This window comes from Brevundimonas diminuta ATCC 11568, from assembly GCF_000204035.1.
Classification (GTDB): Bacteria; Pseudomonadota; Alphaproteobacteria; order Caulobacterales; family Caulobacteraceae; genus Brevundimonas; species Brevundimonas diminuta.
On sequence record NZ_GL883086.1, the window covers coordinates 1,777,955 to 1,793,708 of the forward strand.

The 15,754-nt window shown below is 68.3% G+C and carries 18 protein-coding genes; 5 read left to right on the top strand and 13 right to left on the bottom strand.

The features are described from left to right. The 4 genes from BDIM_RS12480 to BDIM_RS12495 form a co-directional block, all read left to right on the top strand. Positions 1–392 (top strand): SixA phosphatase family protein (locus BDIM_RS12480; RefSeq protein WP_040346108.1); only part of this gene is annotated, 392 nt, incomplete at its 5' end. After that, positions 389–742 carry a DUF952 domain-containing protein gene (locus BDIM_RS12485; RefSeq protein ID WP_003165959.1) on the top strand — a complete coding sequence of 118 codons (354 nt, stop codon included), beginning with the start codon at positions 389–391 and terminating at the stop codon, positions 740–742. The genes BDIM_RS12480 and BDIM_RS12485, both read left to right, overlap by 4 nt. A gap of 2 nt (positions 743–744) precedes the next feature. Beyond that, entirely contained in the window at positions 745–1,782 is a 1,038-nt protein-coding gene (locus tag BDIM_RS12490) for a quinone-dependent dihydroorotate dehydrogenase (RefSeq protein WP_003165960.1), read from the top strand. A gap of 65 nt (positions 1,783–1,847) precedes the next feature. Next, a complete protein-coding gene (locus BDIM_RS12495; RefSeq protein ID WP_040346981.1) occupies positions 1,848–3,734 on the top strand; it encodes an ATP-binding protein in 1,887 nt (628 codons plus the stop codon). Here BDIM_RS12495 and BDIM_RS12500 read toward each other — a convergent pair. Both BDIM_RS12500 and BDIM_RS12505 read right to left on the bottom strand, forming a co-directional pair. Beyond that, entirely contained in the window at positions 3,731–4,150 is a 420-nt protein-coding gene (locus tag BDIM_RS12500) for a very short patch repair endonuclease (protein WP_003165963.1), read from the bottom strand. The genes BDIM_RS12495 and BDIM_RS12500 overlap by 4 nt on opposite strands. 23 nt (positions 4,151–4,173) lie before the next feature. Next, entirely contained in the window at positions 4,174–4,662 is a 489-nt protein-coding gene (locus BDIM_RS12505; protein ID WP_003165964.1) for a peroxiredoxin, read from the bottom strand. Positions 4,663–4,796: 134 nt separating this feature from the next. Here BDIM_RS12505 and BDIM_RS12510 point away from each other — a divergent pair, with 134 nt between their 5' ends. Continuing rightward, positions 4,797–5,366 carry a YqgE/AlgH family protein gene (locus BDIM_RS12510; protein ID WP_003165965.1) on the top strand — a complete coding sequence of 190 codons (570 nt, stop codon included), beginning with the start codon at positions 4,797–4,799 and terminating at the stop codon, positions 5,364–5,366. A gap of 16 nt (positions 5,367–5,382) precedes the next feature. On the opposite strand, the gene BDIM_RS12515 is transcribed toward BDIM_RS12510, so the two are convergent. From BDIM_RS12515 to ctaD, 11 genes are all read right to left on the bottom strand, one after another. After that, positions 5,383–6,378, bottom strand: a complete 996-nt coding sequence (locus BDIM_RS12515) for a serine hydrolase domain-containing protein (RefSeq protein WP_003165966.1) — start codon at positions 6,376–6,378, stop codon at positions 5,383–5,385. 179 nt (positions 6,379–6,557) lie between these two features. Further along, a complete protein-coding gene (locus tag BDIM_RS12520) occupies positions 6,558–8,231 on the bottom strand; it encodes a putative bifunctional diguanylate cyclase/phosphodiesterase (RefSeq protein WP_003165967.1) in 1,674 nt (557 codons plus the stop codon). Then, complete coding sequence (locus tag BDIM_RS12525) at positions 8,228–8,848, bottom strand: GNAT family N-acetyltransferase (RefSeq protein WP_046652135.1); 621 nt, start codon at positions 8,846–8,848, stop codon at positions 8,228–8,230. Before BDIM_RS12525 ends, BDIM_RS12520 begins: the two co-directional genes overlap by 4 nt. A gap of 46 nt (positions 8,849–8,894) precedes the next feature. Beyond that, a complete protein-coding gene (locus tag BDIM_RS12530) occupies positions 8,895–10,109 on the bottom strand; it encodes a M16 family metallopeptidase (RefSeq protein ID WP_003165970.1) in 1,215 nt (404 codons plus the stop codon). 55 nt (positions 10,110–10,164) lie between these two features. Then, complete coding sequence (locus BDIM_RS12535) at positions 10,165–10,890, bottom strand: SURF1 family protein (protein WP_003165971.1); 726 nt, start codon at positions 10,888–10,890, stop codon at positions 10,165–10,167. Further along, positions 10,887–11,219: a DUF983 domain-containing protein gene (locus BDIM_RS12540; protein ID WP_003165973.1), complete on the bottom strand. Its 333-nt coding sequence runs from the start codon at positions 11,217–11,219 to the stop codon at positions 10,887–10,889. Before BDIM_RS12540 ends, BDIM_RS12535 begins: the two co-directional genes overlap by 4 nt. Before the next feature lie 92 nt (positions 11,220–11,311). Continuing rightward, positions 11,312–12,190: a cytochrome c oxidase subunit 3 gene (locus tag BDIM_RS12545; RefSeq protein WP_003165974.1), complete on the bottom strand. Its 879-nt coding sequence runs from the start codon at positions 12,188–12,190 to the stop codon at positions 11,312–11,314. 42 nt (positions 12,191–12,232) lie between these two features. Beyond that, positions 12,233–12,808: a cytochrome c oxidase assembly protein gene (locus BDIM_RS12550; RefSeq protein WP_003165975.1), complete on the bottom strand. Its 576-nt coding sequence runs from the start codon at positions 12,806–12,808 to the stop codon at positions 12,233–12,235. A gap of 5 nt (positions 12,809–12,813) precedes the next feature. Further along, positions 12,814–13,074, bottom strand: a complete 261-nt coding sequence (locus BDIM_RS12555; RefSeq protein ID WP_003165976.1) for a hypothetical protein — start codon at positions 13,072–13,074, stop codon at positions 12,814–12,816. 5 nt (positions 13,075–13,079) lie between these two features. Further along, positions 13,080–14,057, bottom strand: a complete 978-nt coding sequence (gene cyoE, locus BDIM_RS12560) for a heme o synthase (RefSeq protein WP_003165977.1) — start codon at positions 14,055–14,057, stop codon at positions 13,080–13,082. Between the two features lie 63 nt (positions 14,058–14,120). After that, on the bottom strand, positions 14,121–15,754 hold a 1,634-nt coding region (ctaD, locus tag BDIM_RS12565; protein ID WP_155818726.1), incomplete at its 5' end, for a cytochrome c oxidase subunit I.

The following is a 15,754-nucleotide window of genomic DNA, read 5'->3' on the forward strand; positions in this document are numbered from 1 at the left end:
CCATGGGCCGCGCCCTGGCGGCGCGGGGTCTGAAGCCCGACATGGCCCTGGTCTCGGGCGCCCAGCGCACGCGCGATACCTGGGATGGCGTCAGCGAGCATTTCGGCGATGTCGAGCTGCACGTCTCCGACGCCCTCTACAACGCCCCCGCCGACGTGCTGCGCCGCGCGGTCGAGGCGGCCGAGGACCAGGCCGGTTGCCTGCTGCTGATCGCCCATAACCCCGGCGTGCACCAGCTGGCGGTCGAATATCTGATCGAGAGCGCCGCCTCGCCCTCGGTGCTGGACAAGATGAGCGGCGGTTTCCCCACCGGCGCGGCGGCGATCTTCAGCGTCGATGTCGCCGGTCGCCCGTCCTATGAAGGCTGGCTGACGCCGGAGACCCTGGCGTGACCGATCTGCCCGATGTCGCCTTCAAGATCCTGAGCCGCGCCGACTGGCGCGCCGCCCTGGCCGAGGGCCGTTATGACGGCTCGCCCGTGGACGTGGCCGACGGCTACATCCACCTGTCCGCCGCCGACCAGTTGGAAGCCACGGCGGCGAAACACTACGCGGGCCAGACCGAGCTGATGCTGGTCGAGGTCGACCTGACCGCCCTGGGCGACGCCTTGATCTGGGAGCCGTCGCGCGGCGGCGCCCTGTTCCCCCACATCTACGGCCCCCTGCCCGTCGCGGCGACGCGCGCCGCCCGCGCCCTGTCGGTGACGGCCGACGGCCGCATGATCGTCGAAGGGACCGCCTGAACATGAGCCTGACCGACCTCGGCGCCTGGGCGCTGCGCCAACTCGACCCGGAAACCGCGCACCGCCTGGCCATCCGCGCCCTGCAGATGACGCCCCTGCCCGCGCCCGGCGCCGACGATCCGATCCTGAAGACCACGATCGCCGGGCTGGAGATGTCCAACCCCGTCGGTCTGGCCGCCGGCCTCGACAAGAACGGCGAGGCGCTGGAAGGCCTGTCGCGCCTGGGCTTCGGCGCCGTGGAATGCGGTTCGGTCACGCCGCGCGCGCAAGCAGGCAATCCCAAGCCGCGCCTGTTCCGACTGGCCGAGGACCGGGCGATCATCAACCGCATGGGCTTCAACAACGAGGGGCTGGAGCCCTTCGCCGCCCGTCTGGCGCGGCGTCCGACCCGCACGGCCATCGGCGCCAACCTGGGCGCCAACAAGGACACCGAAGACAAGGCCGCCGACTATGTCGCGGGGTTGAGGAGGCTGGCGGGACTGGCCGACTATTTCACCGTCAACATCTCCTCGCCCAACACGCCGGGCCTGCGCGCGCTGCAGGGCCGCGAGGCGCTGGACGACCTGCTGGGCCGCATTCATGAGGCCCGCCCCGCCGACGGGGCGCCGGTCTTCCTGAAGATCGCGCCCGACCTGATCGGCGAAGAGATCGGCATGATCGTCGAGGCCTCCATCGCCCACCGCATCGACGCCCTGATCGTGTCCAACACGACGCTGGAGCGGCCCGCCTCCCTGCGGTCCGCCTATAAGGGCGAGGCGGGCGGCCTGTCGGGCGCCCCGCTGAAACCTTTCGCCCAGAAGGCGGTGGAGGCCGCGGCCGAGGCGGCGGGCGGGCGCCTGCCGCTGATCGCCGTAGGCGGCATCGCCGACGGCGCGGACGCCTATGCCCGCATTCGCGCGGGCGCCTCGGCGGTCCAGGTCTATTCGGCCCTGATCTATGAGGGACCGGGCATGGTCGGCCGGATCAAGCGCGATCTGGCGGCCCGTCTGCGCGCCGACGGCTTCGCCAGCATGGCCGAGGCGACCGCCTCCGGCCGTTGACGGAGCATTAGGTCTCCGTCGCCATGATGCAACCGAGGGGCGCCATCGCCCGTTCGGAACGCCGCATGACGCAGACCGACGCATCCCGGAACGGGTGGGCTTACGCCATCCGACAGCGGCACAAGATGCTGCCCCAACGGCTTGTCGTGGGGTTGGCCTGCGCCCTGTTGTTCAGCCCCATCCTGGGCCTGTCCATCTGCCTGGGCTGGCTGGCGGTCTATCTGCTGATGCAAGCGGCCGAGGCCGCCGCCTTCTCCCCTGTGACGCGCGGCCAGGTCTCCGCGCCCAAGGGCTGGCGCGGCGCCCTGGGCGATCTGGCGCTCACGGCCAACGCCGGGGTCTACGCCAGCATCGCCGTGCCGCTGTGGATCATGGGCGGTCTGCCCGGCGGCGTAGTCGCCACCACCCTTCTGGCGGCGGGCGCGATCAATTCGGTCATCGCCTCGGCCGGCAATATGCGGGTCTTCCTCTGGACGGTCGCGCCCCAGGTGGCGGTGCTGGCCTTGGCGCCGCTGTTCATGGCCCGCCTGGGGGTCGAGGGCCGCTTCATCCTGCCGGTCGCCATCGGCGTCGTGGCCTTCATCTTCTTCTGCCTGACGACCCGCAGCCGCCTTCACGCCGCCGGCGAAGCCGAAGCCCGCGCCCTGAAGGAAGCCGACGGCAAGCGCCGTCAGGCCGAGAGCGTCATGGCCGGCCGCAGCGCTCTTCTGGCCGCCGTCGCCCACGACCTGCGCACCCCGATCGGCGCCATCCTGACCGGCGCCCATGAACTGACGCGCGTCGCCGCCCCCTCGTCCGCAACCCGTCAGCAGACGGCCATGATCGAGGACGCCGGGCTGATGATGAAGGGGCTGCTGGACGACCTGCTGGACCACGCCCGCCTCGACGCCGGGCGCCTCAAGGTCGAAACGCGGGATTTCAACCTGCGCGACCTGCTCAACCACACCTTCCGCCTGTGGCAGGGCCCGGTCAGGGCCAAGGGCCTGCGCCTGCGCCTGGACGGCTCGCGTTATATGCCGGGCGTGGTTCAGGGCGACGCCATGCGCCTGCGCCAGGTGCTGAACAACCTGATCTCCAACGCCGTCAAATTCACCGATGCGGGCGTCATCACCATCCGGCTGCGCTCCTGGCGCGATGAGGCCGGGCTGCATGTCCTGCTGATCGACGTGGCCGATACCGGAGCGGGCATGACGGCCGGTCAGATGGACCGCCTCTTCACCCCGTTCGATCAGACCACCGACGGCGTCGCCGCACGCTACGGGGGCTCGGGGCTGGGCCTGGCGATCAGTCGTGATCTGGTCGAGCTGATGGGCGGCCGCCTGACGGTCCGCAGCCAGGCGGGCCAAGGCTCGACCTTCACTGTCGCCCTGACCCTGCCCGAAGGCGTGGAAGAGGCCGCCGCGCTCGCCTCCGACCTCGTCGCCGCTCCCCCTGTCCGCAGCCTGCCTGAACGGGCGCCCATGCCGCCGTCAGCCCTGACCTTGGCTCCAGCCCCGACGCCGCCCTCCGTCATGACTGAGACGGATGCACCGCGCGACGCAGAACGCCCCTTAAGAGTGCTGGTGGTCGACGATCACGCCATCAACCGCCGCGCCATTCAGGTGATCCTGCAAGCCTTCGACTGCGAGCTGACCATGGCCGAGGACGGCCTGGCCGCGCTGAAGGCCTGCGAATCCGGCGTCTTCGACGTCATCTTCATGGATGTGCGGATGCCGGAGCTGGACGGCCGCGAAACCACCCGCCGCCTGCGCTCGGGCCATGGGCCGAACGTCGCGACGCCCGTCATCGCCGTGACCGCCGACACCGCGCCCGAGGACATCGCCGCCTGCCTGGACGCGGGCATGAACCACTTCGTCGCCAAGCCGTTGACCCCGGCGGTGCTGTTGGCCGCCCTGAGCGAGGTGCTGGGCGCGGCCGACGAGGCGGACATCGACGCCCAGGCCGTCGCCTAAGTCGTCGTCTGGTCCAGCAACGCGTCCAGCAGCCGTTCGCCCCAATCCGGCGCCTTCTGCTCGCATTCCCACAGGGTCAGCACGCGCCAGCCCTGCGCCTGCAGCTCCGCCGTGACGCGGTCGTCGCGCGCCCGGTTGCGGTCAATCTTGGCGATCCAGTAGTCGGCGTTGGAACGGGGCTGGCGCGCCCCGCGCGGGCAGTCATGGCCGTGCCAGAAACAGCCGTGGACGAACAGGACGACGCGCCGCCCCTTCATCACCACATCGGGTCGGCCAGGCAGGCCGCAGCCGCCCAGCCGATAGCCGATCCCGGCGCCCCGCAGCAGGCGCCGGACCTTCATCTCGGGCGCGGTGTCGCGCCCCTTCACCCGGCGCATGACGGCGCTGCGTTTTTCCGGGGTGAAGACGTCGCCCATGGTTCAATAAGCGACGCGGGTCGTCACAGCTGGGCCAGCAGGTGCTCGGCCGAGGAGACCTTGAACTCGCCGCCCTGCTCGATGTTGAGCTGGTCGACCACGCCGTCCTTGACCAGCATGGAGTAGCGCTGCGAACGCTCGCCCATGCCGAAGCCCTTGGCGTCCAGCACCAGGCCCACCGCGCGGGTGAAGTCGCCGTTGCCGTCGGCCAGCATGACCACGTCGTCGGCGCCGTTCAGATCATTGGCCTTGGCCCAGGCGCCCATGACGAAGGCGTCGTTGACCGAGACGCAGGCGACCGTGTCCACGCCCTTGCCCGCCAGATCGGCGCGATGGTCGACATAGCCCGGCAGATGGCGCGCCGAACAGGTCGGGGTGAAGGCGCCCGGCACGGCGAACAGGGCGACCGTCTTGCCGCCGAACAGCTCGGCCGTCGTGACCGGCTTGGGGCCGTCGGGCGTCATGGTCGTCAGGGTGGCGTCGGGAATGCGGTCGCCGATCTGGATGGTCATGTCGGGGTCTCCGGGAGTTCGACCCGGACGATCCAGGACGATGGGAGTCAGATAGAGACCCGTAAGGAGATCGCCAAGCGCGTGGGCCTTGAGAATGGCTTGCGCCCATCATCGTCCGCCCCGATGATAGGGGCATGACCGCCTTCTCCTCCCTGACCGGGCGTCTTCTGGTGGCGATGCCGGGCATCGACGACGATCGCTTCCGCCACGCCGTCATCCTGATCTGCGCCCACGACGACGAACACGCCCTGGGCCTGCGCCTGGACCAGCCCGCGCCGGGCGTCTCCCTGGCCGAGGTTCTGGAAAAGCTGGACACCCCCGTCGACGACGCCGCGCGCGACCGTTCGGTGCTGATCGGCGGCCCGGTCGAGCGCGAGCGCGGCTTCGTCCTGCACACCGCCGACTGGACCAGCGAGGACGCCAGCCTGACCTTCGGCGACGGCCTGGCCCTGACCGGCACCCGCGACGCCCTGGCCGCCATGGCCGACGCCGAGGACGGCCCCAGCCGCGCCATCCTGCTGCTGGGCTACGCCGGGTGGGGCGAGGGGCAGTTGGAGGAAGAGCTGAACGAGAACGTCTGGCTGACGACGGACGCCGACCCGGCCCTGATCTTCGACGCCGACTACGACACCAAATGGAGCCGCGCCCTGGCCGCGCTCGGCGTCGACGCCGCCCGCCTGTCCAGCCAGAGCGGCCGGGCCTGAAGGCGGTCGAACGCCCTCAGGCTCCGAGCATCTCGCTGACGAACTCATCGGTGTGACGGCGTTTGGCGGACAGGGCCGCGACGGCGATCCGTCGATCCTTCACCACGACGACCTCGGCCTGCGATCCCCATGTCCCGCCGTTGTGGAAGGCGGCCTCTCCGCCCTTGTGCGGGGCCAGAAGCCAGCAATAGCCGATGGCGACCGCGCCCATCTGGGCCACAGGCGTCTGAGCCCTGAGCACGCCCTTGACGATCTCGTCCGGCCCCTCGCCCCAGGCGGCGCGCAGGAAACGCAGTTGATCCTCGACCGTGGAAGCCAGCATCCCCGCAGGCGCCATCTGGTCGCGCAGATAGGGCACGGGGCGATCCCAGTCGTTGACGCTGATCGCCACCAGATCGGGCTCTTCCTCCGGCCGCAGGAAGTCCGTGCGTCGGATTCCCAGCGGTCTGAGCAGGCGCTGATCCAGCAGATCGGCGAAGTCCATCCCCGCGGCGTGCGCCAGGGCGTCGCCCAGCAGGCTGACGCCCATGCTCGAATACCGAGGCGCTTCGCCGACCCGCGCCTGTTTCACCGCCGCCATGAGCATGGCGCGATACTTCGCTGCATCCACGCCGCGCCACGGATCCTTCACCGACAGGGACAGGGCGGCCAGGCTTTCGCGCCAGAACAGGGGCTTGGGCGTGTTCGGCAGTCCGCTGCGATGGCTGGCCAGTTCAACCAGGGTCGGCGGCCTGAACGGCCAGGGCAGAGCCTTGCCGAACAGATGATCCACCGGCGCCTCGGGATCGACGTCTCCCGCTTCGACCATGACGCCCAGCAAGGAGCCGGTGAAGACCTTGGTGACGGAGCCGATCTCGAACCGTCGGTCGATTTCATGATCGGGGAAGGCGGCGAAACAGAGCCTGGCCCCATCCTGCACGCCGACGGCGAGCGGCGCCGAAGAGGCGCCTTTCAGCTTTTCAAAGCTGACATCAAGGCGCTCGTTCGTTTGAGACTCACCTTGCAAACGCATCGACTGTGCGCCCCTGAATGTAAAAACAAGAGGCGATCAATCAGTTCGACAGCAACGGGTTCAAGTTACAAATAACTTAGATAAAGCCTATCCGGCGTCACCTTTAACACCCGAAGCAAATCTATTTTATACGAAGAGACGCGACACGGCCGCATCTTCTCGCCTGCAGCTTGCTGAAGTCAGCCGGACCGCGCCTTGATCGGCGCCGCGCCATCGGCGAGGGATTCGTTCAGATAGACCTCGGCTTCCTGGGCCGGCAGAGCGGGCGCATAGCCGAAGCCCTGGCCGTAATGGCAGCCGTCATCGAGCAGCAGTTGCGCCAGGGAGGCGTTCTCGACCCCCTCGGCCACCACTTCCAGCGCCAGATCGCGACCCAGGTTGACGACGGATTTGACGATCTTGGCCGAGCCTTCGTCCTTGTCCATCGTCAGAACGAAGTAGCGATCGATCTTCAACGTGTCGAACGGCAGCTTGGCCAGGTAGGACAGGGACGAGAACCCCGTGCCGAAATCGTCCAGCGCCAGACTGGCCCCCGCCTCGCGCAGGGCCTTCAGCACCTCGGCGGCGCGCGCGGTGTCGCGCATGATGTCGCCCTCGGTGACTTCCAGCTTCAGGGCGCCGCGCGGCAGGCCCGCCTCCTTGATGATGCGGGCCACGTCCTCGACCAGATGGGCGCGCTCGATCTCGCCCACCGACAGGTTGACGCTGCAGAACAGCCGCCCGGCGCCGGGGTGACGTTGCAGCCACTCGGCCAGCTGACGCGCCGCCTCGGTCATCATCAGCAGGCCCAGTTCGTTCATCAGGCCCATTTCATCGGCCAGGGTCAGGAACTCGTCAGGCGGCACCAGGCCGCGCCGGGGGTGGCGCCAGCGCGCCAGGGCCTCGAAGCCCGCCACGGCGCCGCTGTTCAGATTGACGATCGGCTGGAAGAAGGGCTCGATCTCGCCGCGCACGAAGGCGTTGCGCAGGTCCGCCTCAAGCGCCAGGCGCGACAGGCTGTCGGTCTCCAGCGCTCGGCCATAGGCCGCCGCGCCGCCGCGCCCGGCCTGCTTGGCCTGTTCCACCGCCAGTTCGACCCGGCGCAGAAGCTCGGCGGCGTCCGGCGCGTCCGGTCCGCCCTCGGCCGTCACTGCGCCGATGGACAGGGTCGGATAGATGTCGAAGCCCGCCAACCGCAGAGGCTGCTCCAGCGCCTCGCGCAGGCGCTCGCTGCCGCTGGCCCCGCTGCCGCCGCGCCGCACCAGGACCGCGAATTCGTCCTCGCCGATGCGGGCCGGGGCGCAATCCTCGGAAAAGGCCGCCGACAGACGCGACCCCAGGGCCGACAGCACCAGATCGGCGCGCTCATGACCCAGGGCCTCGTTGAGGCGACGCAGCCGGTCCAGGTCGGCCACCACCATCTCATAGTCGCCGGCCGCCGCCAAGGTCTCGGCCACGCGGACCAGGAAGGTGCGTCGATCCAGCAGGCCCGTCAGCGCGTCGCGATCAGCGCCCGCGAACTTGGTTTCAAGCGCGACGATGCCCGCCGCGCGCAAGCCGTCCTCAAGCCAGACTCCGCGCCACAGGCAGGTCTCGCAACCGCGCATCCGCAGGCGCACGGCGATCTCCGTCCCCTCGGCCTGAGGCTTGAGCAGACGATCGGCCAGGGCGCGGTCCTGAGGCATGGCCAGGGCGGTGAAGGCCGCGCCCGAGCATTGCGGCGCCAGCGGCCCCAGACCCAGCGGCCGGGTGGCCCCCGTAAAGCGGATCTGATCCTCGGCGGGCGTCCAGATCCATAGGGCGGCGTCGGCCGCGGCGAGGGCTTCGATCGCCGTGGTCGGATCCCACGTCAGGGCTCTGGATCGTGTGCTCAAGACGGGTCCGATACTCTGACTGAAGGGGCGACGCCGACGGCGAACTCATCACGCAGAACGCCAAACAGCAGATGGTCTGCCCACCGGCCGTTAATTTTCAAATAAGCACGGGCCACGCCTTCCTGCCGAAAGCCCGACTTTTCCAGAACGCGGCGCGAGGCGTGGTTGGTCGGCACGCAGGCGGCCTCGACCCGATGCAGTCCCAGAGCGCTGAAGGCGTGGCCCAACATGGCTCGCGCCGCCGCCGTGCCGACGCCCTGTCCGGCATAGGGGCGGCCGATCCAGTAGCCCAGGGTGCCCGTCTCGGCCACGCCGCGCCGGATGTTGGACAGGGTGATGGCGCCCAGCAGCGCTTCGTCAGCTTGATCGAACACGAACAGGGGCCAGGCCGTGCCCTGCTCCATCTCCCTCGCATAGACGCCCAGGCGGCGGCGATAGGCGGCGCGGGTTAGATCGTCCTCGGCCCAGGCCGGCTCCCACGGCTGCAGATAGTCGCGCGATTCCTCACGCAGGGAGGCCCACGCCACATAGTCCGCAGGACGCGGCGGGCGCAGCAGAACCCCCTGCCCGTTCAGGACCGGTCCGGTCGCCTCGGCCATCCAATCGAACAGGGCCATGGGGCAGACGATAGCGCGAAGCGATCTCGGCGTCAGCAGGCGGCGATCAGCCCGCCGCCATCCGCTGACGGAAGACACGCCCCGCCCCGCCCGCGGCCTTGGGCCCCAGAACCGCCGTCGCCGCCAGTCCCTGGCTCGTCATGGCCTGGCCCACCGCGCGCAGATCCTGCGCCGTCTGCGCCTCGATGCGGGCGGCGCTCTCTTCCGACGAGACGGGCGCGCCGAACGCCAGGGTCTGCCCCGCCAGACGGCCCGAGCGGCTGGCCGGGCTTTCGTCGGCCATCCACAGGCTGGCGTTCAGCACCGCCTTGGCGCGCGCCAGTTCCGCCTCCGTCGGCCCCTTGTCGGCCAGGTCGAGGATTTCGGCGGCGCACAGCTCGGCCAGCTCCAGCGACCGTTCGGCCGCCGCCCCGGCGTAGACGCCCAGCACGCCCAGTTCGTCATAGGTCTCGTGATAGGCGTCGATGGCGTAGGCCAGGCCCCGATCCTCGCGCGCGCTCTGAAACAGGCGCGAGGCCATGCCCCCGCCCAGGATTTCGGTGAACAGGCGCAGGGCGGGCTGGCGCGGATCGCGCACGCCCAGGCTGGGCAGTTGGAAGACCAGATTGGCCTGTTCGATCTTGCGCGCCAGCTTCGCCTCGCCGCCGGTGAAGACGGCGGGCGCCGTCGGTTCGTGCGGCGCGGCGACCGCCTGGCCGAACCAGACCTCGGCCAGGGTCAGCAGTTCGGGCTCATCGACCGCGCCGGACACCGACACCACCATGTGATCGGGCGAATAGAGGCGCGCGCGCCAGTCGGCCACGGCCGCCCGGTCGGCAGGCGCCAGGCTGGCGATCGAGCCCAGGATCGGCCGCCCCAGGGCCTGGCCGGCGAAGGCCTGAGTCTGGGCCATCTCGAACACATGATCGTCGGGGGTGTCGAAGGCCTCGGCGATCTCCTGCGCCACCACGTCCTTCTCGCGCTCGATCTCCTCGGACGACAGGATCGGGCGGAACACCAGGTCGGACAGCACCTGCATGGCCAGCGGCAGGCTGCCCTTCAGGGCGCGCACATCGAAGCTGGTGCGCTCATAGCCGGTGGCGGCGTTGATCGAGCCGCCCTCGGCCTCGATACGCTCGACGATCTCACGCGCGCCCATGTCGCCCGCGCCCTTGAAGACCAGATGCTCCAACAGATGCGACCAGCCGGATCGGGCTTCATCCTCCATGCGGGCGCCGCCGTTGACGGCCACGGTCACGGCGATGGTGCGCAGGCCGGGCATGGGGTCGCACACGACGCGCACGCCGTTGGACAGGGTGTGAAGACGAGCAGTCAGGTCAGCGATCCTTGGAAGGCGTGGGGCGATAGCGGCGCAGCAGCAGGGCCGCATAGAAGACGACCAGGGTGATCGCCAGGCCGAACCAGGTCAGGGCGTAGCCCAGGTGGTTGTTGCTGAAGGCGGCGGGCGGCGCCACCGGCCGCAGCGCCGTCAGTTCAGGGTTGGCCGAGGTGGTGGCATAGACGGTGTAGGACGACACCGCCCCCGTCACGCCCAGGGCCTGGGCCATCGCCGCCCGGTCGCGGCCGTAGAAGAGCTTGCCCGACGGCGGCGGGGTCATGGCGTTGGGAGCGGGCGCCTGGCGCACCACGCCCGCGATGACGACCGGCATGGCGGCCTCAGCCTGCACGGCCGGACGCTCGACGGTCTCGGCGGGCAAGAAGCCGCGGTCGACCAGCACCGTCCCGCGCCCCTCGACCGGACAGGCCGAGATCAGCCGCACCCCGGCGTCGCCGTCCTCGATGGTCTGAAGCTCGACGAAGGGCGCCGCGTTCAGGCCGCGGCAGGTCACGACCACTTGGCGGAATTCGGGATCCTCCAGCGCCAGGGCTTCGGCCAGGGGAAGCGGCGCCTGGGCCGCAGCGGCTTCGGCCTTATCGATGAGGTCCAGCTTCCACTGCAGCCGCTGCACCTGCCACACGCCCAGCGTCAGCAGGGCGCCCAACAGCAGGACGGCTATCACGGTCAGGATGATGGGAAAGCGAGGCCGGGCGGCGACGGTCATCGGGTCTCTCGGTGGGAATCGGCGCCGCGCTGGCGCAGCATCTGCAGGGCCGTCATCAGCCCTTTGCCCGGCCGCATCAAGGCCACGGCCAGAACCGCGACCAACGGCAGCCAGATGATCAGGTGCAGCCAGATCGGCGGGCTCCACGCGATCTCGACGGCCAGGGCGGAGAAGCCGACCAGAAAGCCCGCGATTTGCATGATGAAGGTGGCCGCGCCGTCGCCCGTCTCGACCGCGCCCAGGTCATAGCCGCAGGCCTCGCAGACAGCGCGGCGCTTCAGGAAGCCCTGGAACAGAGGCCCGCGCCCGCAGGCCGGACAGCGCCCCATCAGCCCCGCGCGAACGGCGGGCCAGACAAGCAAATCGGCGCGGGGCTTGGGGCCCCGCGCCGACGAAAGCTCGACTTGTCCGTCGCGTTCGATCAACCGAAGACGACGTACATGAAGACGAAGAGGAACAGCCACACCACGTCGACGAAGTGCCAGTACCAGGCGGCGGCTTCGAGACCGAAGTGCTTCTGCGGGGTCATCTGACCGGCGTAGAGGCGCAGCAGGCAGACGGCCAGGAAGATGGTGCCGACCAGGACGTGGAAGCCGTGGAAGCCCGTCGTCATGAAGAAGATGGAGCCGTACAGCTTGGCCTGGGCCGCTTCTTCGCTGAAGAACAGGTGGCCGTGCAGGATGTGGTAATATTCATAGGCCTGAACGCCGGTGAACAGCACGCCCAGCAGGACGGTGATCAGCAGACCCAGCTTGGCGCCCTTGCGGTCGCCGCCGATCAGGGCGTGGTGCGCCCAGGTCAGGGTCGTGCCCGACAGCAGCAGGATGACCGTGTTCATGAGCGGCAGGCTCCACGGATCCAGCAGCTCGACGCCCTTGGGCGGCCAGGTCTGCCAGGCGGTCGCCGTGTCGGCCCAGTTGCCGACTTCCGGGATGATCGTGCGCGCTTCGTTGAAGATCGCCATGTCGAAGAACATCCAGAAGAAGGAGACGAAGAACATCACCTCCGACGCGATGAACAGCACCATGCCGTAGCGCAGGCCGATGCCGACGACCGGGGTGTGGTCGCCCTTCTTGGATTCCTTGATGACGTCGGCCCACCAGCCGTACATCGTGAACAGCACGCCCGCGAGGCCGGCGAAGAACAGCCACTTGGTGCCTTCCGGCAGACCGAACAGGCCCTTCATCCACATCACGGCGCCCACGAACATGATGCAGGCGGAGAAGGAGGCGATCAGCGGCCAGGGGCTCGGATCGACCAGATGGTAGTCGTGTTGCGGTTTCGCGTGAGCGTCAGCCATTCCCAAGGTCTCTGAATTAAGGCGAGAGTCGTTTGAAGAGGGCTATAGCCCCCGCTCTCCGGCTTTGCCAACAGCAGAGTCGTTCGCAACGGCCTGCTGAAAGCCTTTGGTTGGAAAGAAGGTGTAGCTGAGGGTGATTTCGCGCACCCCCTTCACCTCGGCGTCGGTCGCCATCTCGGGCGCGACGAAATACTGCATCGGGAAGGAGACGGTCGCGCCCGGCGCGATCTCCTGCCCCTCGAAGCAGAAGCACTGCAGCTTCTGGAAGTACGGACCGGCCCGCTCGGGCACAACGTTATAGGCCGCCGTGGCGTGGATCGTCTGGTTCGAGGTGTTGGTCACTTCGAAATAGGCCATGCCCGTCTCGCCGATGCGGACCTTCTGGCTGAACTGCTCGGCCTTGAAGGTCATGGGCAGGTCGCGGACGTTGGTGTCGAAACGGATCAAGACTTCCTGATCCAGGATCTCGGTCGGCGCCGCCTCGGCCTTCATGGTCGTGCCGTCAAAGCCCGTGACCTGGCAGAACAGCCGGTACAGCGGCACGGCGGCGAAGGCCGCGCCCGTCATGAAAATGACCAAGGCCGCGCACAGCAACGCGACCGAATTCTTGTTCTTCACGGCCCTCAAGGCTCCTGGGTTGCGGGCGCGGGAACGGGTGCGTCCGGCTGGACCGGCGCCGGTAGGGCCGGATCGGCCCTCTCCAGCGTGGCCAGGGCCGCCGCCTCGGCTTCATGTCGCGCCTGGTTGTTGGCGTGCATGCGCGACACCGTCACGGTGTAGACCAGGGCGATGAAGGCCAGCAGGCCCAGGGCGATGGCCACGTTGCGACGCTTGCGCGCACGAACCTGTTCATCGTTCAGCTTCAGGTACTGGAGGTTGGACATGGGATTCAGACTCCGACGCCCGACAGATGCTCGACCAACAGGGCCGAGAACAACGCCATCAGGTACAAGATCGAAAAGGCGAACAGGTTGCGGGCCGGTTTGGCCTCGGCCCGGACGTCATACAATGCGGCCTCTCGCCCCACGGCCTCGGCCTTGTCGGGTTGATCGCCGGCGCGCGAGCGCCACAGGCGGAAGGCCAGGGCCAGGAAGCCCAAGCCGCCCGCGACCGAGACCACCAGATAGATGGGGCCGCCCAGGCCGGTGAAGGCGGGCGCGATCGCCACGGGCACGAAGGCCAGGCTGTAGAGCATGATCTGCAGGCGGGTGGACTTGGCTCCGCGCGCCACCGGCATCATCGGAATGCCCGCCTTGGCGTAGTCGCCGGCCGAATAGAGGGTCAGGGCCCAGGTGTGCGGCGGCGTCCACATGAAGATGATCAGGAACAGCAGCCAGGCCTGCCACGGCGCGTCGCCCGTCACCGCCGCCCAGCCGATCACGGGCGGCAAGGCCCCGGCCGCGCCGCCGATGACGATGTTCTGGGGCGTGCGGCGCTTCAGCACCAGGGTGTAGAGCCAGGCGTAGTAGACGATGGTCAGGGCCAGCAGGCCGCCCGCCAGCCAATTGGTCGTCATGCCCAGCAGCATGACCGAGAAGATCGACAGCACCATGCCGAAGGCGATGGCGTCGTTCTTGCGCACGCGTCCGGCCGCGACCGGGCGTCCGCGCGTGCGACGCATCAGGGCGTCGGTCTCGCCCTCGACCGCCATGTTCAGCGCGCCCGCCGCCCCGGCGCCGATGGCGATGCACAGAACGGCGATGACAGCGTTGACCCAGCTCAGCTGCCCCGGCGCCACGACCAGGCCCGTCACCGCTGTGAACACCACAAGCGACATGACGCGCGGTTTCAACAACTGGAAGAAGTCTTCCGGCTGGGCCGTGGTGACGAGGGGCGTTTCTTGGGCGGGGCGTTCGATCATGGTCATAAAGCGCGAAGGCCGCCCTTCCGGTTACGGAAGGGCGGCCTCTCCGAGTCTATCCGATACGGATCAGTGGTTGTCCGCCTTGACCACCGGCAGTTCGTTGAACTGGTGGTGCGGCGGCGGCGAGGACAGGGTCCACTCCAGCGTGGTGGCGCCTTCGCCCCACGGGTTGGCCTCGGCCTTGCGGCGACGGATGGCGGATTCCACCAGCAGCACCAGGAACACGCCCACGCCGATGATGGTGATCAGATAGCCGACCGACGAGACGTGGTTCCAGTAGGTGAAGGCTTCCGGATAGTCGACGTAGCGACGCGGCATGCCCTGCAGACCCAGGAAGTGCTGCGGGAAGAACACCAGGTTCACGCCCACGAACATGATCCAGAAGTGAGCCTGAGCCAGGAACTCGTTGTACTTCACCCCGAACATCTTCTCGTACCAGTAGTAGAAGGCCGCGAAGATCGAGAAGATGGCGCCCAGCGACAGCACGTAGTGGAAGTGCGCCACGACGTAGTAGGTGTCGTGCAGGCTGTAGTCGATGCCGGCGTTCGACAGGACCACGCCGGTCACGCCGCCGACGGTGAACAGGAAGATGAAGCCCATCGCCCACAGCATGGGCGCCTTGAAGGTGATGGAGCCGCCCCACATAGTGGCGATCCAGCTGAAGATCTTCACGCCCGTGGGCACGGCGATGATCATGGTCGCGGCCACGAAGTAGGCGCGCAGGTTCACGCTCATGCCGACCGTATACATGTGGTGCGCCCACACGATGAAGCCGATGAAGCCGATGGCGACCATGGCGTAGGCCATCGCGAGGTAGCCGAAGATCGGCTTCTTCGAGAAGGTCGAGACGATGTGCGAGATCATGCCGAAGCCCGGCAGGATCATGATGTACACTTCGGGGTGGCCGAAGAACCAGAACAGGTGCTGGTACATCACCGGGTCGCCGCCGCCGGCCGGATCGAAGAACGAGGTGCCGAAGTTACGGTCGGTCAGCAGCATGGTGATGGCGCCCGCCAGAACCGGCAGCGACAGCAGCAGCAGGAAGGCCGTGATCAGCACGCCCCAGGCGAACAGCGGCATGCGGTGCAGGGTCATGCCCGGCGCGCGCATGTTGAAGATGGTGGTGATGAAGTTGATCGCGCCCAGGATCGACGAGGCGCCCGCGACGTGCAGCGAGAAGATCGCCAGGTCGAACGACGGCCCCGTATGGCCCATGGTCGACAGCGGCGGATAGGAGGTCCACCCCCCGCCGAAGCCGCGGCCCGGCCCGCCGTCGACGAACATCGACAGCACCAGCAACACGAAGGCGAAGAAGATCAGCCAGAACGAGATGTTGTTCAGGCGCGGGAAGGCCATGTCCGGCGCCCCGATCATGATCGGGATGAAGTAGTTGCCGAAACCGCCCATCGTCGCGGGCATGACGACGAAGAACACCATGATCAGGGCGTGAGCCGTGACCGTGACGTTGTAGCCGTGCTTGGACGCCTCGACGATCCCCAGTTGCTGGATGATCGTGCCTTCCTTGAACAGCTGGATGCCCGGCTCGGCCAGTTCCCAGCGGATCAGGCCCGACAGGGCGCCGCCGACAAGGCCGGTGAAGATGGCGAACACCAGGTACAGAATCCCGATGTCCTTGTGGTTGGTCGACAGGAACCAGCGGGTGAAGAAGCCCGGCTTATGGTCGTGTGAATCGTGAACAG